Source organism: Pantoea sp. KPR_PJ (genome assembly GCF_041386365.1).
Taxonomy (GTDB): domain Bacteria; phylum Pseudomonadota; class Gammaproteobacteria; order Enterobacterales; family Enterobacteriaceae; genus Pantoea.
Genome location: NZ_JABMIK010000011.1, coordinates 71,873 through 90,022, shown reverse-complemented (window position 1 = coordinate 90,022; position 18,150 = coordinate 71,873). Strand labels below are relative to the sequence as shown.

16 protein-coding genes and 1 pseudogene are annotated in these 18,150 nt (G+C 56.2%); 9 read left to right on the top strand and 8 right to left on the bottom strand.

Going from position 1 to position 18,150, the window contains the following annotated elements; all coding sequences use genetic code 11:
• Window positions 1–107 precede the first annotated feature (107 nt).
• From glmS to HP564_RS18755, 7 genes are all read left to right on the top strand, one after another.
• Complete coding sequence (gene glmS, locus HP564_RS18785) at window positions 108–1,937, top strand: glutamine--fructose-6-phosphate transaminase (isomerizing) (protein ID WP_371245351.1); 1,830 nt, start codon at window positions 108–110, stop codon at window positions 1,935–1,937.
• Window positions 1,938–2,168: 231 nt separating this feature from the next.
• Window positions 2,169–3,212, top strand: coding sequence for a phosphate ABC transporter substrate-binding protein PstS (gene pstS, locus HP564_RS18780; RefSeq protein ID WP_371245350.1), 1,044 nt, complete (start codon window positions 2,169–2,171; stop codon window positions 3,210–3,212).
• Between the two features lie 83 nt (window positions 3,213–3,295).
• Window positions 3,296–4,258, top strand: a complete 963-nt coding sequence (gene pstC, locus HP564_RS18775) for a phosphate ABC transporter permease PstC (protein ID WP_371245349.1) — start codon at window positions 3,296–3,298, stop codon at window positions 4,256–4,258.
• On the top strand, window positions 4,255–5,145 hold the full coding sequence (gene pstA, locus HP564_RS18770; protein WP_371245348.1) for a phosphate ABC transporter permease PstA: 891 nt from the start codon (window positions 4,255–4,257) through the stop codon (window positions 5,143–5,145). The genes pstC and pstA overlap by 4 nt, the downstream gene beginning before the upstream one ends.
• A gap of 44 nt (window positions 5,146–5,189) precedes the next feature.
• On the top strand, window positions 5,190–5,963 hold the full coding sequence (pstB, locus tag HP564_RS18765; protein WP_371245347.1) for a phosphate ABC transporter ATP-binding protein PstB: 774 nt from the start codon (window positions 5,190–5,192) through the stop codon (window positions 5,961–5,963).
• Window positions 5,964–5,980: 17 nt separating this feature from the next.
• The gene (gene phoU / locus HP564_RS18760; RefSeq protein WP_371245346.1) at window positions 5,981–6,715 is read left to right on the top strand and encodes a phosphate signaling complex protein PhoU; all 735 of its coding nucleotides are present in this window, start codon (window positions 5,981–5,983) and stop codon (window positions 6,713–6,715) included.
• Between the two features lie 108 nt (window positions 6,716–6,823).
• Entirely contained in the window at window positions 6,824–8,059 is a 1,236-nt protein-coding gene (locus HP564_RS18755) for an MFS transporter (RefSeq protein WP_371245345.1), read from the top strand.
• On the opposite strand, the gene yieH is transcribed toward HP564_RS18755, so the two are convergent.
• Entirely contained in the window at window positions 8,039–8,725 is a 687-nt protein-coding gene (gene yieH, locus HP564_RS18750; RefSeq protein ID WP_371245344.1) for a 6-phosphogluconate phosphatase, read from the bottom strand. The two genes, HP564_RS18755 and yieH, sit on opposite strands and share 21 nt — an antisense overlap.
• Before the next feature lie 148 nt (window positions 8,726–8,873).
• On the opposite strand from yieH, the gene HP564_RS18745 reads away from it, so the two are divergent.
• Window positions 8,874–10,187, top strand: coding sequence for an NCS2 family permease (locus HP564_RS18745; RefSeq protein WP_371245343.1), 1,314 nt, complete (start codon window positions 8,874–8,876; stop codon window positions 10,185–10,187).
• Between the two features lie 25 nt (window positions 10,188–10,212).
• On the opposite strand, the gene HP564_RS18740 is transcribed toward HP564_RS18745, so the two are convergent.
• The 7 genes and pseudogenes from HP564_RS18740 to rpmH form a co-directional block, all read right to left on the bottom strand.
• Window positions 10,213–10,962: a 4'-phosphopantetheinyl transferase superfamily protein gene (locus HP564_RS18740; RefSeq protein WP_371245342.1), complete on the bottom strand. Its 750-nt coding sequence runs from the start codon at window positions 10,960–10,962 to the stop codon at window positions 10,213–10,215.
• A gap of 165 nt (window positions 10,963–11,127) precedes the next feature.
• Window positions 11,128–11,718 (bottom strand): malonic semialdehyde reductase, encoded by a 591-nt coding sequence (locus HP564_RS18735; RefSeq protein WP_371245341.1) that lies wholly within the window; start codon window positions 11,716–11,718, stop codon window positions 11,128–11,130.
• A 593-nt stretch (window positions 11,719–12,311) separates the two neighbouring features.
• Window positions 12,312–13,676: a tRNA uridine-5-carboxymethylaminomethyl(34) synthesis GTPase MnmE gene (gene mnmE, locus HP564_RS18730; RefSeq protein WP_371245340.1), complete on the bottom strand. Its 1,365-nt coding sequence runs from the start codon at window positions 13,674–13,676 to the stop codon at window positions 12,312–12,314.
• Window positions 13,677–13,757: 81 nt separating this feature from the next.
• Window positions 13,758–15,404, bottom strand: a complete 1,647-nt coding sequence (gene yidC / locus HP564_RS18725) for a membrane protein insertase YidC (protein WP_371245339.1) — start codon at window positions 15,402–15,404, stop codon at window positions 13,758–13,760.
• Between the two features lie 2 nt (window positions 15,405–15,406).
• Window positions 15,407–15,665, bottom strand: a pseudogene (gene yidD, locus HP564_RS18720) (membrane protein insertion efficiency factor YidD).
• Window positions 15,629–15,988, bottom strand: coding sequence for a ribonuclease P protein component (rnpA, locus tag HP564_RS18715; protein WP_123802169.1), 360 nt, complete (start codon window positions 15,986–15,988; stop codon window positions 15,629–15,631). The pseudogene yidD and the gene rnpA overlap by 37 nt, the downstream one beginning before the upstream one ends.
• A gap of 15 nt (window positions 15,989–16,003) precedes the next feature.
• A complete protein-coding gene (gene rpmH / locus HP564_RS18710) occupies window positions 16,004–16,144 on the bottom strand; it encodes a 50S ribosomal protein L34 (protein ID WP_003849659.1) in 141 nt (46 codons plus the stop codon).
• Between the two features lie 598 nt (window positions 16,145–16,742).
• Here rpmH and dnaA point away from each other — a divergent pair.
• Complete coding sequence (gene dnaA / locus HP564_RS18705) at window positions 16,743–18,149, top strand: chromosomal replication initiator protein DnaA (RefSeq protein ID WP_371245338.1); 1,407 nt, start codon at window positions 16,743–16,745, stop codon at window positions 18,147–18,149.
• Window position 18,150 lies beyond the last annotated feature (1 nt).

The window sequence follows — 18,150 nt, the reverse complement described above, 5'->3', positions numbered from 1 at the left end:
ATAATAATCCCCACTCTCTACAAGGCTCGGGGAGCCCGGCAAAGCCGGTTATCAGGTTGTATGGCAACGCAAGATGGCCGAAAGCCATCAGGTCAGGAATAACATTTATGTGTGGAATTGTAGGTGCAGTAGCACAACGCGATATCGCAGAGATTCTGCTGGAAGGTCTGCGTCGTCTTGAGTATCGCGGATACGATTCGGCCGGTCTGGCCGTGGTCGATCGTCAGGGCCACGTGACGCGTCTGCGTCGCGTTGGCAAAGTACAGATGCTGGCGGAGGCCGCTGAGCAGCAGCCGCTGATTGGCGGCACGGGTATTGCGCACACGCGCTGGGCAACGCACGGTGAACCGTCGGAAGCCAACGCGCACCCGCACGTCTCAGAGCAGATTATCGTGGTGCATAACGGCATCATTGAAAACCACGAGCCACTGCGTGAAGTGCTGATCGCCCGGGGTTATCGCTTTACCTCTGAGACCGATACCGAAGTGGTCGCACATCTGGTGCACTGGGAGCAGAAACAGGGCGGCTCGCTGCGCGACGTCGTGCTGCGCGTCATTCCTCAGCTGCGCGGTGCCTATGGCATGGTCATTATGGACAGCCGCGATCCGTCGCTGCTGGTGGCCGCACGTTCCGGTAGCCCCCTGGTGATTGGCCGTGGCGTCGGTGAGAATTTTATTGCTTCCGATCAGCTGGCGCTGCTGCCGGTCACGCGTCGCTTTATCTATCTGGAAGAGGGCGATATTGCTGAAGTCAGCCGCCGTGACGTTACCATCGTCGATCGCGAAGGCAATAAAGTGCAGCGCGCTGAGATTGAATCCAGCGTGCAGTATGACGCGGGCGACAAGGGCGTTTACCGCCACTATATGCAGAAAGAGATCTATGAACAGCCGATGGCGATCAAAAACACCCTGACCGGTCGTTTCAGCCATGGTGAAGTCGATCTCAGCGAACTGGGTCCGGGTGCCGAAACGCTGCTGAGCCAGGTCGAACATATCCAGATTATTGCCTGTGGCACCTCCTATAACTCAGGCATGGTTGCCCGTTACTGGTTCGAATCACTGGCAAACATCCCCTGCGATGTCGAAATCGCCTCTGAATTCCGCTATCGCAAATCGGCGGTGCGCAAAAACAGCCTGCTGATCACGCTGTCGCAATCTGGCGAAACCGCTGATACGCTGGCGGCGCTGCGCCTGACCAAAGAGCTGGGTTACCTCGGTTCACTGGCGATCTGTAACGTGGCCGGTTCTTCACTGGTGCGCGAGTCAGATCTGGCGCTGATGACCAAAGCCGGGACTGAAATCGGCGTCGCGTCCACCAAAGCGTTTACCACACAGCTGACCGTGCTGCTGATGCTGGTGGCGAAGCTGGGTCGACTGCGGGGAATGTCAGCCGACATTGAGCACGAGATTGTGCATGGCCTACAGGCGCTGCCGAGCCGCATCGAGCAGATGCTGGCACAGGACAAACGCATTGAGCTGCTGGCGGAGGATTTCTCCGATAAGCACCACGCGCTGTTCCTCGGACGCGGCGACCAATACCCGATCGCCCTGGAAGGGGCTCTGAAGCTGAAAGAGATCTCCTACATTCACGCCGAAGCCTATGCTGCTGGCGAGCTGAAGCATGGCCCGCTGGCGCTGATTGACGCTGATATGCCGGTTATCGTTGTGGCACCGAACAACGAGCTGCTGGAGAAGCTGAAATCAAATATTGAAGAGGTACGTGCGCGCGGCGGCTTGCTGTATGTATTTGCCGATCAGGATGCGGGCTTCAGCGACAGCGACGGCATGAAGATTATTTCTCTGCCGCATGTAGAAGAGGTCATTGCACCGATCTTCTATACCGTGCCGTTACAGCTGCTCTCTTACCATGTCGCGCTGATTAAAGGCACTGACGTTGATCAGCCACGAAACCTGGCGAAGTCGGTAACGGTCGAGTAACAGCATAGCGTCACAGTTAACGAATAACAGACCCGGTGAATTTGCCGGGTTTTTTATTATCTCTCCCGCCCGTCATGCCTTTTCGCTACTTTTTCACTCTGCGCTTTGTCATAAATCTGTCACATTTTCTACATTTCACTGTCATCAAACTGTCCTATTTTCCCTCCAGCAGCAATCACTGACTCCGACTACAACGGCTTCAAGCCTGAAATAAACTCCCCTGGAGGGAATATGACACTGATGCGTAGCACCGTAGCCCGAATCCTTACCGCCACGCTCGCCGTAAGCGCGGTTTCTGCCTTTGCAGCGACCGATTTGACGGGCGCGGGCGGGACTTTCCCGGCACCGGTTTATGCCAAGTGGGCAGCAGAATATCAGCAAGCTACCGGTAGCAAAATCAACTACCAGGGCATTGGCTCATCGGGCGGCGTGAAGCAGATTATTGCGAAAACCGTGGATTTCGGTGCGTCAGATGCGCCGATGAAAGAGGAAGACCTGCAGAAAAACGGTCTGTTTCAGTTCCCGACAGTGATCGGTGGCGTCGTACTGGCCGTCAACATTCCGGGCGTAAAATCAGGCGAGCTGACGCTCGACGGCAAAACCGTGGGTGACATCTACCTGGGCAACATCAAAAAGTGGAACGATGCCGCCATCACTAAGCTGAACCCTGGCGTAAAACTGCCTGACAGCAATATCAACGTGGTGCGTCGCGCTGACGGCTCCGGCACTTCATTCGTCTTCACCAGCTACCTGGCGAAAGTGAACGAAGAGTGGAACAGCAAAATCGGCAAAGGCAATACGGTTAACTGGCCGACCGGTCTGGGCGGTAAAGGCAACGATGGCGTGGCGGCCTTTGTTCAGCGTCTGCCGGGCTCAATTGGTTACGTGGAATACGCTTACGCCAAACAGAACAACCTGACCTATACCAAACTGGTTGATGCTGACGGTAAGCCGGTAGCACCGAGCGAAACCAGCTTCTCCAACGCGGCGAAAGGCGCAGACTGGAGCAAATCCTTTGCCCAGGACCTGACGTTCCAGAAAGGCAATGATGCGTGGCCAATCACCTCCACCACTTTCATTCTGATTTACAAGGATCAGGCTAACGCTGAGAAAGGCAGTGAAGTGCTGAAGTTCTTCGACTGGGCCTATAAAAACGGCAGCAAAACGGCCACCAGCCTGGATTATGCCACGCTGCCAGACAGCGTGACTGCACAGATCCGCGAGGCGTGGAAAGCCAGCATCAAGGACAGCTCAGGCAAAGCGCTATACCAGTAACGAAAAACCGGGCCGGACAGATGTCCGGCCAGATCGACGGGTGACTGGCGGTCGCTCTACAACCTTCTGAGAATGAAACTTCTATGGCTGCAACGAAGCCGGCATTCAAAGCTCCGGGTAAGCAAGGTGACATGATTTTCGGCGCGCTGGTTAAGCTGGCAGCGCTGATTGTGCTGTTGCTGTTGGGGGGCATTATCGTTTCCCTGATCTTCTCCTCCTGGCCGAGCATCCAGAAATTTGGTTTCTCCTTCCTGTGGTCGAAAACCTGGGATGCGCCAAATGAAGAGTTTGGTGCGCTGGTGCCGATTTACGGCACGCTCGTGACCTCACTGATTGCGTTAATCATTGCTGTGCCGGTGAGCTTCGGCATCGCGCTGTTTCTGACCGAGCTGGCCCCGGGCTGGCTGCGTCGTCCGCTCGGCACCGCGATTGAGCTACTGGCGGCGATCCCCAGCATCGTGTACGGCATGTGGGGCCTGTTTATCTTCGCACCGCTGTTTGCTGAATATTTTCAGACGCCGGTGGGGAACGTGATGTCAGCTATCCCGTTTGTCGGGGCACTCTTCTCTGGTCCTGCGTTTGGTATCGGTATCCTCGCGGCAGGTGTGATCCTGGCAATTATGATCATCCCCTACATTGCGTCGGTGATGCGTGACGTGTTCGAGCAGACGCCAGTCATGATGAAAGAGTCGGCCTACGGTATTGGCTGCACCACATGGGAAGTGATCTGGCGCATCGTGCTGCCGTTTACCAAAAACGGCGTGATTGGCGGCGTGATGCTGGGCCTGGGACGTGCGCTGGGCGAAACCATGGCGGTGACCTTTATTATCGGCAACACCTACCAGCTCGACAGCGCCTCGCTGTTTATGCCGGGCAACAGCATTACCTCTGCACTGGCGAATGAGTTTGCTGAAGCCGAGTCGGGCGTCCACGTTGCCGCGCTGATGGAGCTGGGGCTGATCCTGTTTGTCATCACCTTTATCGTGCTGGCGATCTCCAGGCTGATGATCCTGCGCCTGTCCAAAAATGAAGGAGCGCGCTCATGACGACCATTGAATTACAGGCACGCGCCGAACTGGATGCGTCACGCCGTAAAATGCAGTCCTGGCGCAGCACCAAAAACAAAATTGCCCTGACGCTGTCGCTGCTGACAATGGCCTTTGGCCTGTTCTGGCTGGTGTGGATCCTCTTTACCACCGTTACGCGCGGCATTGACGGGCTGAGCTGGTCGCTGTTTACCGAATCGACCCCTCCGCCTAATACGGCTGGCGGCGGACTGGCTAACGCCCTGGCGGGTAGCGGGTTGCTGATCTTCTGGTCCACGGTTGTCGGTACGCCGCTGGGTATTCTGGCTGGCGTCTACCTGGCGGAATATGGCCGTAAATCAGCGCTGGCCGAAGTGATTCGCTTCATTAATGACATTCTGCTCTCGGCACCGTCGATTGTGGTTGGGCTGTTTGTCTACACCATTGTGGTGGCGCAGATGCAGCACTTTTCCGGCTGGGCGGGCGTCATCGCGCTGGCGCTGCTGCAAATCCCTATTGTTATCCGCACCACTGAAAACATGCTGCGCCTGGTACCAGACAGTATGCGTGAAGCGGCTTACGCACTGGGCACGCCGAAGTGGAAAATGATCTCCGCGATCACGCTGAAAGCGTCGGTATCGGGCATCCTCACTGGCGTATTGCTGGCGATCGCCCGCATCGCAGGTGAAACCGCGCCGCTGCTGTTTACCGCGCTGTCGAATCAGTTCTGGTCTACCGACATGATGCAGCCGCTGGCGAACCTGCCGGTCACCATCTTTAAGTTCGCCATGAGCCCCTTTGCCGAGTGGCAAAGCCTGGCCTGGGCGGGCGTGCTGATTATCACGCTTTGTGTGCTGCTGCTGAACATTCTGGCGCGCGTCATCTTCACCAAAAGCAAACACGGATAACCTTCGGCGCTGCCCTGTGCGGCGTTGTTTATGAGAGACAAGCAATGAGTATTGCGACTTCAAACAGCGGTAAAATCCAGGTGCGTAACCTGAACTTTTATTACGGCAAGTTCCACGCGCTGAAGAATATCAGCCTGGATATTGCGAAAAATCAGGTCACCGCCTTCATCGGGCCGTCAGGCTGTGGCAAATCCACGCTGCTGCGTACCTTTAATAAGATGTATTCGCTCTATCCTGAGCAGCGAGCCGAAGGGGACATCTTGCTGGACGGCGAAAACATCCTGGCGTCACATCAGGATATCGCCCTGCTGCGCGCGCGCGTCGGCATGGTCTTCCAGAAGCCGACGCCGTTTCCAATGTCGATTTATGACAATATTGCCTTTGGCGTGCGTCTGTTCGAAAAGCTGTCACGTGCCGACATGGACGAGCGCGTACAGTGGGCGCTGAGCAAAGCCGCGCTGTGGAATGAAACCAAAGACAAGCTGCATCAGAGCGGGTACAGTCTGTCCGGCGGCCAGCAGCAGCGCCTGTGCATTGCGCGCGGCATCGCGATCCGCCCGGAAGTTCTGCTGCTGGACGAGCCTTGTTCCGCGCTCGACCCCATTTCCACTGGCCGCATCGAAGAGCTGATCACCGAGCTGAAGCAGGACTATACCGTGGTGATCGTCACCCACAATATGCAGCAGGCGGCGCGCTGCTCTGACCATACCGCCTTTATGTATATGGGCGAGCTGATTGAGTTCAGCGATACGGACAGACTCTTCACCAAGCCTGCACAGAAGCAGACAGAAGACTATATTACGGGCCGCTACGGCTGATTTATCAGGAGATAACCATGGATAACTTAAACCTGAACAAACATATCTCCGGTCAGTTCAATGCGGAGCTGGAACATATTCGCACCCAGGTAATGATCATGGGCGGCATGGTTGAACAGCAGCTTACCGACGCCATTACCGCGATGCACAACCTTGACGGCGAACTGGCGCAGCGCGTTATCGACGGCGACCAGAAGGTCAACATGATGGAAGTGGAAATAGATGAAGCCTGCGTGCGCATCATCGCCAAGCGTCAGCCGACCGCCAGCGACCTGCGTCTGGTCATGGCGATCATCAAAACCATCTCAGAACTGGAACGCATCGGCGATGTGGCAGAGAAAATCAGCCGCACCGCGCTGGAGAAATTTGGCCAGCAGCATATGCCACTGCTGGTGAGCCTGGAGTCACTTGGCCGCCATACTGTAGAGATGCTGCACGATGTGCTGGATGCGTTCGCGCGTATGGATCTTAACGAAGCCATTAATATCTACCGTGAAGATAAAAAGGTCGATAAAGAGTACGAAGGCATCGTGCGTCAGCTAATGACCTATATGATGGAAGATCCGCGCACAATTCCCAGCGTGCTGACCGCGCTGTTCTGCGCCCGCGCCATTGAGCGTATCGGCGATCGCTGCCAGAACATCTGTGAAATCATCTTTTATTTCGTTAAAGGACAGGATTTCCGTCATGTGGGCGGCGACCGGCTGGATGAGCTGCTGTCCGGCGATGACGGCTCCAGTAAACCTTCCTGAGGCTCTCCCACCGTGCGCCATCTGGCGCACGGACTACCGCTTTTTCTGTTATACGCAACCGTTTCCTTTATATAATCGGCGCACATTTTCTTATTAAGGTGCTGATTCATGTCTCTTTCCCGCAGTAAGCAGAGCGTCACGCCTGCAAAGGCGATGCTGGCCGCGGTCAGTGGTTACGCAATGGATGGATTCGATCTGCTGATCCTGGGATTTATGCTGCCAGCCATTAGCGTGTCGCTGGCGCTGGACTCATCACAGGCGGGCTCGCTGGTGACCTGGACGCTGACTGGCGCAGTGGTTGGGGGCATTCTGTTTGGTCATCTTAGCGATCGCTTCGGGCGTATCCGCATCCTTACCGTGACGATCCTGATGTTCTCCCTCTTCACCGGCCTGTGTGCGGTGGCGCAGGGCTACTGGGATCTGCTGGCATACCGTACGCTGGCTGGCATGGGCCTGGGCGGTGAATTTGGTATCGGTATGGCGCTGATTGCCGAAGCCTGGCCCGTGGAGAAGCGCAATCGCGCCTCGGCATGGGTGGGCATCGGCTGGCAGCTTGGCGTACTGCTGGCGGCCTTTATTACGCCAGCGCTGCTGGGCGTGATTGGCTGGCGCGGCATGTTTCTGGTCGGCCTGCTGCCTGCGCTGTTCTCTTTTGTGCTGCGCCGTAGCATGGGTGAACCCGAAGCCTTTACCCGTCAGGCGAAGCAGACGCCGTCACTCTCCTTTCCAGCGCGCCTGAAAATGCTGGTGCAGGATCGCGCCACGGCAAAAGCCAGTCTGGGTATCTTTATCCTCACCTCGGTGCAGAATTTTGGCTATTACGGCCTGATGATCTGGATGCCGAGCTATCTCTCCACTAACTTTGGTTTCAGCCTGACCAAATCGGGATTGTGGACGGCGGTGACGGTCGTGGGAATGACCTTTGGCATCTGGCTGTTTGGCGTGCTGGCAGACCGCTTTGCGCGCTGGAAAATTTTTCTGCTTTATCAGTTTGGCGCAGTAGCGATGGTGGTGATCTACGCCCAGCTGCGCGATCCCACGGTGATGCTGTTTACCGGTGCGCTGATGGGCATGTTTGTCAACGGCATGATTGGCGGCTACGGCGCGCTGATCTCTGATACCTTTCCGCCGCAGGCGCGCGCCACGGCGCAGAACGTCCTGTTTAACCTCGGCCGCGGCGTCGGCGGTTTTGGTCCGCTGGTGATTGGCCTGCTGGTGGCGAAAATCTCCTTCGTGGCGGCGATCACGCTGCTGGCGCTAATCTACCTGCTGGATATTTTCGCCACGCTCTTTTTACTACCGAAAAAGCAGGGCAACGAAGATTCACTCGGCGCGATTGGCTGACGCCTGGCCTGTCAGCTGCCAGCCGCGCGCCTGCCACAGCGCCGGTAGCTGCCCCATACTGGTAAAGGGCGTCACCAGCGGATGGTCGATCGCAGGGTTATGCGCATCGGCGCAGTAGTAAAATACCGGGATGCCCGCCGCAATGCCGGCACGGGCACCCGCTTCAGAGTCATCCACCAGAATGCACTGCTCAATGGGCACCTGCATCTGTTCGGCGGCGTAATACATCAGTTCAGGCGCGGGCTTCCAGCTTGAAATGTCGTAACCGCTGTAGAGGTGGCTGGTAAACCAGGGCAGCATTCCGGTCAGGCCCAGCGAATGCTGCATCTTTTTAACCGTGCCGTTAGAGACAACGCACATCGGAACGGTGATTTTCTCAACCAATGCTTTTGCGCCAGGGATCGCCGTCAGCGACGCGTCAAACAGGCGAGCCACCTCGGCGCGGTAGTCGGTTTCAAATGTTTCCTGGGGCAGCGTAGTCTGATGTGTCTCCGCCATATCGCGAATAATGTCGTAAAGCTGTACACCTTTGTACTTCTCGAACATCTCCTGCAACGAGCAGGTAATACCATAGTGGACAAAGGTATTTACATACGCCTGGGTACAGAGCCGTTCGCTGTCCACCAGCGTACCGTCGCAGTCAAAAAATACACACGCTACTGACATTTTTCGGGATCCTTTTATTGCGGGACAGCCCACACTTTAACCTAATCATCGTCGATTGCTATCCCGGAAACGGTTGCGAAAAATCATTGTATTGGTTCAGTAAAGCGGTCAGGATACGCGCCGGTTTCTTTTCATCAGGGTCGTTGGCATGAGTAAACAAGGCTTTTTGCAGCGCATATTCAGGCTGCAGGAACATGGCACCACGGTGCGTACCGAAGTTATTGCGGGTATCACTACTTTTCTGACGATGGTTTACATCGTCTTTGTTAACCCGCAGATCCTTGGCGTGGCGGGCATGGATACGCAGGCGGTATTTGTCACCACCTGCCTGATCGCCGCCTTTGGCAGCATCCTGATGGGATTGTTTGCTAACCTGCCGGTTGCGCTGGCACCCGCGATGGGGCTAAACGCCTTTTTTGCCTTTGTGGTCGTCGGGGCAATGGGCTACTCCTGGCAGGTCGGCATGGGGGCCATCTTCTGGGGAGCACTGGGCCTGTTGATTCTGACGCTGCTGCGCGTGCGCTACTGGATGATTGCCAATATTCCGCTGAGCCTGCGCGTCGGCATTACGGCGGGTATCGGCCTGTTTATCGCCATGATGGGGTTGAAAAACGCCGGTATTATCGTGGCCAATCCCGATACCATCGCTGCCGTGGGGAATCTGACTTCGCACAGCGTCCTGCTCGGGGCACTTGGCTTCTTTATTATCGCGATTCTGGCATCACGCAATATTCATGCAGCGGTGCTGATCTCCATGGTGATCACCACGGCAATCGGCTGGGCGCTGGGTGACGTAAAGTATGTGGGCCTTTTCTCTGCTCCTCCCGCCATTACCAGTGTGGTCGGGCAGGTTGATATCAAAGGCGCGTTCAATATTGGTATGGCGGGTATCATCTTCTCCTTTATGCTGGTAAACCTGTTTGACTCTTCCGGCACCCTGATCGGCGTGACCGATAAAGCGGGTCTGACTGATGAGAAGGGCACGTTCCCACGCATGAAGCAGGCGCTGTTTGTTGACAGCGTAAGTTCAGTCACTGGCGCGCTGGCGGGGACGTCGTCAGTGACCGCTTACATCGAAAGCTCGTCTGGCGTCGCCATTGGCGGGCGGACCGGCCTGATGGCAGTCGTCACCGGCGTGCTGTTTCTGCTGGTGATGTTCCTGTCGCCGCTGGCGGCGATGGTGCCTGGCTACGCGGCCGCAGGCGCGCTGATTTACGTTGGCGTGCTGATGACGGCCAGCCTGTCGCGCGTGCGCTGGGACGATCTGACTGAAGCGGTACCAGCCTTTGTTACCGCCGCCATGATGCCGTTCAGCTTCTCCATTACCGAAGGGATCGCATTGGGCTTTATTGCTTACTGCATCATGAAGCTGGGTACCGGACGCTGGCGTGAGATCAGCCCCTGCGTGGTCGTCGTAGCGCTGCTGTTTGTATTGAAAATCGCGTTTATCGACGCACATTAAAAAAAGGCCGCTTACGCGGCCTTTTTTACATCTGAGGATGGGTGCTACGCTCCAGCGGCGAGCTGGTCAGCCGCAGCGTGCGCGGCCCGATATTCGGCTTGCTCATCTCAACGTCGCGCAGCGCATGCCACTGATGTGAGGCATCTACTTCCCATAAATGGAGACGCTGGGTAGCGGGCGACAGGGCGCATGACCAGACCAGCGTCGGCTCAGCGTCACACACTGCCTGGATATCGGGATAGCTTGTCGAACGCAGGCGACCAGCCGCAGGTTGCAGCCTTAGCGAGTCCATAGGGTCGCTCCCTTCGCCGGTCAGCTTGAGAATGCTCTGGCGCAGCGTCCAGATTTGCGTCACCGCCTCCATAAAATCCTGCTGCGCGTTGATCCAGGCCCGTTCGCCTGAGGTCAGCGACTGCATCAACTGTTCCTGAGTCTGTCGGCTGTGGGCGCGGACAATCTCCATATCCAGCCCGGCACGCCCCCCTTCCTCGGCCAGCAATACGCCAACGATATTTCCGGCATACGCAATGCTAAAGTCAGGCAGATCGCGATCGGCAAAGGCAGGACGGCCATTACTGTGGGTAATCAGGGCAGGAAGGGTATGAATGCCGTAGACGCGCAGCATTAGCTGAGCCAGCATCAGGCGGGCAATCAGGAAGCGTCCGCGTCGTTTATCAGGAAGCTGCCGCGCCTGATCGAGCACATCCTGTGGCATGCGCATGGCGTCGGCAACAATGCCAGGATCGCCCATCCAACGTACAAAATGACCCGCCATCTGTCGCTCCGTGAAAATGGTCACTTAATCATCAGAAGCGCATTGTAAGAATTTTCTGAGCATATTGCATCCGGCATGAAACAGAATAATGCAATATTCAGAATTGGCTGATAAAGAGCTGAAAGCGGAGGGGCCGCTGCATGAGGATACAGCGGCTTTTTGTCATCAGGCGAATTTACAGGCCTGTTCAAAACGCAGGCGCGGCAGGCGCGGATGCAGTTTTTCGTGATTGCCGTAGCCGAGGTTGATCAGCATGTTTACCTGCCAGCTGCTGCCAGCAAAAAAGGCCTCGTTGATTTTTGACGGATCGAAACCTGACATCGGACCGGCGTCCAGACCCAGCGCGCGCGCGGCCATAATCAAATACCCCGCCTCCAGGCTGCTGTTGCGGAATGCAGTCTCTTTGGCCAGCTCCGGGCTACCGGTAAACCAGCTACGCGCGTCGGCGTGAGGAAAGAGCTGCGGCAGCTGCTCATAAAAGGTCATGTCATGGGCAACGATCACGGTAACCGGTGCGGTCATGGTCTTTTCGAGGTTGCCAGAGGAGAGCGCGGGCTTTAGCTTCTCCTTGCCTTCCTGCGAGGTAACAAAGACAAAGCGGCCTGGTGAGCAGTTGGCTGACGTTGGGCCCAGCGCCGTCAGGGCATAGAGCTGCTCCAGCACACCCTCTTCCAGCGGTTTATCCTGCCAGTAGCTGTGGGTGCGGGCTTCGTTAAATAGCTGATCCAGTGCGTTTTTGTCGAGCGGGGTATGCATTCTACTCTCCTTTGTCAGGCGGAAGCGGCCGCCTAAGGCTTACCGTAGTAAAGGCGCAGCCGGGATAGCCGGTGCGGTTTTTTGCTTTACCTGTTATACCCCAATGGCTTACCGCCGCCAAATGACAAAGGTGCAAATAATCGGGCACCGCTTCGCTGTACACGTGCTCCTGGTGTGGTAAAAATCTGACGGCACCGCCGCGGATTTTGCGTGCGTCCTTATGTTAAAAAGCTCCGGCGTCATCATATTCGCAGCAGAAGAGGGCTAATTTGTAACGTTATGCGCTGCTGAGAAACAACATCGTGGTATTGACGGGAGAGGCTTAAAGCCAGCTTCCTGACGTCACGCGATAGCGGCATTGCTGAGCCTGCTGGCGATGAGGGTTCACCGAAACACCTGAACTCGAAGGGTGTATGACAAAGGAGACCTACCGCTCCGGTGGCCAGGGGCTTGCGGCGGCGTCTGGAAACACAGCCGGGTTCTGGCTGAATAGTCCACGTGAAGTCGTGCTTTGGGATGTGCAGCACCGGACATGTGCGGAAGAAAACGCGCATGTCCGGCGCGGAAAGTGAAAAGCGTTCGCGTGTAAGTACTTATTTACCAATACAGAAGCTGGAGAAAATCCGCCCCAGCAAATCATCTGAGGTAAACTCGCCGGTGATCTCGCTCAGCGCCTGCTGCGCCAGGCGCAGCTCTTCGGCCAGCAGTTCACCCGCCCAGGCACCCAGCAGCTGCGCTTTGCCCTGCTGTAAGTGAGTCGCCGCTAACTCCAGCGCCTGAAGATGACGACGGCGCGCAAGAAAGCCTCCTTCCATGTTGCCGGAGAAGCCCATCGACTGTTTCAGGTGATCGCGCAGCACATCCACCCCTTCACCGGTGCGCGCTGACAGGCGAATCAGTGAGTGGCTGTTTACTTCTGTCAGGCCCAGCGTTTCGCCGGTCACGTCTGCTTTATTGCGCACTACCGTAATGGGTAATGCCGCAGGCAGGCGTGAAACAAAATCGGGCCATATCTGTGCGGCTTCGGTGGCGTCAGTGGTGGTGCCATCAACCATAAACAGCACGCGATCGGCCTGCTCAATCTCCTGCCAGGCACGCTCAATGCCAATACGCTCAACTTCATCACTGGCCTCGCGCAGCCCGGCGGTATCAATGATATGCAGCGGCATACCGTCGATGTGGATATGCTCGCGCAGCACGTCACGCGTGGTGCCTGCAATATCGGTCACAATCGCCGCTTCGCGTCCAGCCAGCGCATTCAGCAGGCTCGATTTTCCGGCGTTGGGACGACCGGCAATCACCACTTTCATGCCTTCACGCAGCAGGCTGCCCTGACGCGCTTCGGCGCGCACGCCGTCCAGATCGTTGATCACCTCATCAAGCTGCGCTTCGATTTTGCCGTCAGAGAGAAAATCGATCTCCTCATCGGGAAAGTCGATAGCGGCTTCAACATAGATACGCAGGTGGGTCAGCGCTTCAACCAGCTGGTTAACGCGCAGTGAAAACGCGCCCTGAAGCGAATTAACCGCTGAGCGTGCCGCCTGTTCAGAGCTGGCATCAATCAGATCGGCAATCGCTTCAGCCTGTGCCAGATCGAGCTTATCGTTAAGAAAGGCACGCTCGGAAAACTCGCCCGGCTGGGCGATGCGCACGCCGGACAGCGCCACGATGCGTTTCAGCAACAGATCGAGGATCACCGGGCCGCCATGCCCCTGTAGCTCCAGCACATCTTCTCCGGTAAAGGAGTTTGGGCCGGGAAACCACAGCGCAATGCCCTGATCCAGTACGCTGCCATCGGCATCCCTGAACGGCAGATAGTCGGCGTAGCGTGCCTTCGGCAGCTTGCCGAGCACCTGCTGCGCCACCTCAGCGGCGCGCGCGCCGGAGATACGCAAAATACCGACGCCGCCGCGTCCGGGAGGCGTCGCCTGGGCGACGATAGTATCGCTGTGGCTCATGGGTTTTTCTCTCGCTAAAAAAATAAGGCGGTCTAATGACCGCCTCAGGGTAAACCAGATTGTCAGAAAGGCGTAAGCGCGTTACGCCTTCTTCTTGTCGCGGCTGTGCAGACCACGTTTTTCCAGCCCGCGATAAATCAGCTGCTGCTGAAGAATGGTGACCAGGTTGCTGACGATGTAGTACAGCACCAGACCTGACGGGAACCAGAGGAAGAACACGGTAAAGATAACCGGCATATAGGTCATGATCTTCTGCTGCATCGGATCGGTCACGGTGGTCGGTGACATCTTCTGGATGAAGAACATCGTGATGCCCATCAGAATCGGCAGGATATAGTACGGGTCCTGCGCTGACAGGTCATGGATCCAGAGAACAAACGGCGCATGGCGCAGTTCAACCGAACCAGACAGCATGTAGTAAAGCGCAAGGAAGATAGGCATCTGGATAACCAGCGGCAGACAGCCACCCAGCGGGTTAACCTTCTCGGCTTTGTACAGCGCCATCATCTCCTGGCTCTGCTTCTGCTTGTCGTCACCCAGGCGCTCACGCATTGCCTGAATCTTCGGCTGTAGCATGCGCATTTTCGCCATCGAGGTGTACTGCGCTTTGGTCAGCGGGTACATGATGCCGCGCACGATGAAGGTGATGACGATAATGGAGAAGCCCCAGTTACCGATAAAGCTGTGGATAAATTTCAGCAGTTTAAACAGCGGCTGAGAGATAAACCACAGCCAGCCGTAGTCAACGGTCAGGTCGAGATGCGGCGCGACGGCAGCCATCTTGTCCTGAATTTCCGGGCCGACCCACAGCGTGGCACCCAGATCCTGCTGCTGGCCTGCCGCGACGGTCACCGGCGCAGACTTATAGCCAATCGCCGCCATACCGTTGCCCAGGTTGCTGGTGTAGAGCGAGTTATTACCAGCGGTACGCGGCACCCATGCGGTGGCGAAATACTGCTGCAACATCGCTACCCAACCGTTGCTGGTGGTGGCGCTCAGGTTTTCGTTATCCGCGATGGTATCGAACTTGTACTTTTCGTACTTCTCTTCGCTGGTGGAGTAGGCGGCACCGCGGAAGGTATGCAACGCAAAGTTATTGCTGCCGGTGTCGCGATGTTTCGGCAGATCGATCGTCTGCTTTAGCTGGCCAAACAGCGACAATTCCAGCGGCTGCTGGGTAGTGTTATTGACGTTGTAGTTCACATCAACCGCGAACTCACCACGCTTGAAGACGAAAGTCTTGGTATAGACTACGCCATTTTCAGCGGTGTAGGTCATCGGCACGCGCAGCTCGGTCTGGCCATCAGCCATTTCGAAGTGATCCTGCGCGGCAGTGAACAGAGGACGTGCGCCGTTGTTCGGATTATCCGGACCGTTGCGGCCAGTCAGCCCGCTCTGTGCCTGATAAACGAAGGACGGCGTGGTTTCCAGCAGCTGGAACGGCTGGTCGGAACCCAGTTTATCCGGGTAGGTCAGCAGCTGTGCTTGCTCGACATCGCCACCGCGGGTGTTGATATTCAATGACAGGACATCAGTCTTAACGGTGATCGTTTTGCCCTGGCCGCTGGCCGGTACGCCCTGGCTGGCGGCATCACCTGCTGCGCTGTTGGTGTTCTGCGTGGTCTGGGTCTGCTGCGGCTGCGGAGCGTGGTCCGTCTGCCAGGCTTGCCAGATCATGAAAGACACGAACAGAAAAGCGATGAGAAAGAGATTGCGTTGCGAATCCATCGTTAATGTTCTCTGGTATCAAGGGTTTTTTGGCGGTACAGGATCGTCACCACCCGGGTTCAAAGGGTGGCATTTTAATACGCGTTTGAGTGTCAACCAACTGCCTTTTATCAGGCCAAACCTGCGTAACGCCTCAATTCCATAATGAGAGCAGGTTGGCTGAAACCGACAGTGCGGCCCCAGCAAAGGGCTGATGCCGCGCTGGTAAACGCGTATCAGGACGATCAGGAACCGCGCGCCAGGCGACAGTGACGACGCCATAACTTCTCCAACGCTTCCGCCAACGTACGGTTGTCGAGATCGGCAATCCCCTTTTTAGCCACAACGACAAAATCCATCGCTGGCAATTCATGCTGACGCAGACGAAAGCTTTCCCGGGTCAGACGTTTGATCCGGTTGCGTTCATGCGCGCGCTTGACGTGCTTTTTAGCGACGGTAAGACCGATGCGGGGATGCCCCAGCGAATTAAGGCGGCCGAGGATGGTGATTTGCGGCGTGCCAGCCCGTTGTGGCTGCTGGAAGACGAAAGTGAAATGAGTGGGAGTTAACAAACGTAACTCCCTGGGAAATGCGAGCTTACCCACCAGGGTTAGCTTTTATTACTTAGAAACGGTCAGACGAGAACGGCCTTTAGCACGACGACGTGCCAGAACCTGACGACCATTTTTAGTTGCCATACGAGCACGGAAGCCGTGTGAACGGTTGCGCTTCAGTACGGACGGTTGAAAAGTGCGTTTCATGGCGATTTCTACCTAAACTTGAAAAATTTCACTGGGTGACGCGTTTTGTGGGCCAGTAAAACGACCGACGCCTCAATGTGTCTTTAATAAAGAGGCGGGATTGTAATAATTGTACAGTCCGGAGTCAATTTACTTCGCTGGTCGCGGTACCTGGAAACCCGGATACAGCCCGCTGAGTCCGGGCATTGGGCATAGCGCGACAACGCCGGGGGAAGAATTATACGGTCTCCGCTTTAAAGCGCAAGGATCGTTCGGGATCTTATTGCGATCGCCAGGCCTTTATTCACAGGCAAAACGAGAGGTCGCCTGAAAAATCACCCTTTTCCGGACGATCCCTGCATCTTTTTTCGTCAGCAGGCGTAAACTGTTTTACCTGTCCACGGCCTGTGGATAAAAAGGATCAAAACTGTGTAGAAAGTGAAGATCTCTGCCTCGCTTTGCGCTATGATCCGCCCTTCCTCTGACGATCCGGTCGCGATCGTAAGGACGGAAACCGCTGATAGCGGTCGCAGGCGCTTTCTACCGTCTGTGTCAAAAATGAACGTTTCTTTATTAGCGCCTACTATTTCTTATCGATTTTGTACAAGTGGAGTCCGCCGTGTCACTTACGCTCTGGCAACAGTGTCTTGCCCGTTTGCAGGATGAGCTTCCTGCCACCGAATTCAGCATGTGGATTCGACCGCTCCAGGCGGAGTTAAACGACAATACGCTGGCCTTGTATGCTCCGAATCGGTTTGTGCTCGACTGGGTACGAGATAAATACATCAACAATATTAATGGCCTGTTGAACGAGTTCTGCGGGGTGGATGTGCCTTTGCTGCGTTTTGAAGTGGGGACGCGTCCCGTGCAGCAGCAGCCGGTTGCCATGAGCCAGCCAGCGATGGCGAGCTTCAATGCGCCTGCGCCGGTAGAGAGTCGTCCTGCGCCCGCCCAGCCTTTGCGCCCAAGCTGGGACAACGTTCCGGCACCGGCAGATGTGACCTACCGCTCCAATGTCAATAACCGCCATAACTTCGATAACTTCGTTGAAGGTAAGTCTAACCAGCTGGCGCGCGCGGCGGCGCGTCAGGTGGCGGATAACCCTGGCGGCGCGTATAACCCGCTCTTTCTCTATGGCGGCACCGGCCTGGGTAAAACGCACCTGCTGCATGCGGTCGGCAACGGCATTATTGCGCGCAAGCCCAATGCCAAAGTGGTCTACATGCATTCCGAACGTTTTGTGCAGGACATGGTGAAAGCCCTGCAAAACAACGCCATTGAAGAGTTCAAGCGCTACTACCGTTCCGTCGATGCGTTGCTGATCGATGATATTCAGTTCTTTGCCAACAAAGAGCGCTCGCAGGAGGAGTTTTTTCACACCTTCAATGCGTTGCTGGAAGGTAATCAGCAAATCATCCTGACATCAGATCGCTATCCGAAAGAGATTAACGGCGTTGAAGATCGCCTGAAATCGCGCTTCGGCTGGGGACTGACGGTTGCCATCGAGCCGCCAGAGCTGGAAACGCGCGTGGCAATCCTGATGAAAAAGGCGGATGAGAATGACATTCGTCTGCCGGGTGAAGTGGCGTTCTTTATTGCCAAGCGTCTGCGCTCCAATGTGCGCGAGCTGGAAGGAGCGCTGAACCGCGTTATCGCTAACGCGAACTTTACCGGTCGCGCAATTACCATCGATTTCGTGCGCGAAGCGCTGCGCGATCTGCTGGCGCTACAGGAAAAGCTGGTCACTATCGACAATATTCAGAAGACGGTAGCCGAGTACTACAAAATTAAGGTCGCGGATCTGCTCTCCAAGCGCCGTTCGCGCTCTGTCGCGCGCCCACGCCAGATGGCGATGGCAATGGCGAAAGAGCTGACGAACCACAGTCTGCCGGAAATTGGCGACGCCTTTGGCGGCCGCGACCATACCACGGTGCTTCACGCCTGCCGGAAAATTGAGCAGCTGCGCGAAGAGAGCCACGACATAAAAGAAGATTTTTCTAATCTCATCCGAACATTATCCTCCTGAC

Excerpts from the sequence above, each read along its gene's own strand:
- pstC (WP_371245349.1), top strand. The coding sequence starts at position 3,296 with ATGGCTGCAACGAAGCCGGCATTCAAAGCTCCGGGTAAGCAAGGTGAC.
- yidC (WP_371245339.1), bottom strand. The coding sequence starts at position 15,404 with ATGGATTCGCAACGCAATCTCTTTCTCATCGCTTTTCTGTTCGTGTCT.
- pstS (WP_371245350.1), top strand. The coding sequence starts at position 2,169 with ATGACACTGATGCGTAGCACCGTAGCCCGAATCCTTACCGCCACGCTC.
- rpmH (WP_003849659.1), bottom strand. The coding sequence starts at position 16,144 with ATGAAACGCACTTTTCAACCGTCCGTACTGAAGCGCAACCGTTCACAC.
- phoU (WP_371245346.1), top strand. The coding sequence starts at position 5,981 with ATGGATAACTTAAACCTGAACAAACATATCTCCGGTCAGTTCAATGCG.
- glmS (WP_371245351.1), top strand. The coding sequence starts at position 108 with ATGTGTGGAATTGTAGGTGCAGTAGCACAACGCGATATCGCAGAGATT.
- HP564_RS18740 (WP_371245342.1), bottom strand. The coding sequence starts at position 10,962 with ATGGCGGGTCATTTTGTACGTTGGATGGGCGATCCTGGCATTGTTGCC.
- HP564_RS18745 (WP_371245343.1), top strand. The coding sequence starts at position 8,874 with ATGAGTAAACAAGGCTTTTTGCAGCGCATATTCAGGCTGCAGGAACAT.
- HP564_RS18735 (WP_371245341.1), bottom strand. The coding sequence starts at position 11,718 with ATGCATACCCCGCTCGACAAAAACGCACTGGATCAGCTATTTAACGAA.
- yieH (WP_371245344.1), bottom strand. The coding sequence starts at position 8,725 with ATGTCAGTAGCGTGTGTATTTTTTGACTGCGACGGTACGCTGGTGGAC.
- mnmE (WP_371245340.1), bottom strand. The coding sequence starts at position 13,676 with ATGAGCCACAGCGATACTATCGTCGCCCAGGCGACGCCTCCCGGACGC.
- pstA (WP_371245348.1), top strand. The coding sequence starts at position 4,255 with ATGACGACCATTGAATTACAGGCACGCGCCGAACTGGATGCGTCACGC.
- pstB (WP_371245347.1), top strand. The coding sequence starts at position 5,190 with ATGAGTATTGCGACTTCAAACAGCGGTAAAATCCAGGTGCGTAACCTG.
- HP564_RS18755 (WP_371245345.1), top strand. The coding sequence starts at position 6,824 with ATGTCTCTTTCCCGCAGTAAGCAGAGCGTCACGCCTGCAAAGGCGATG.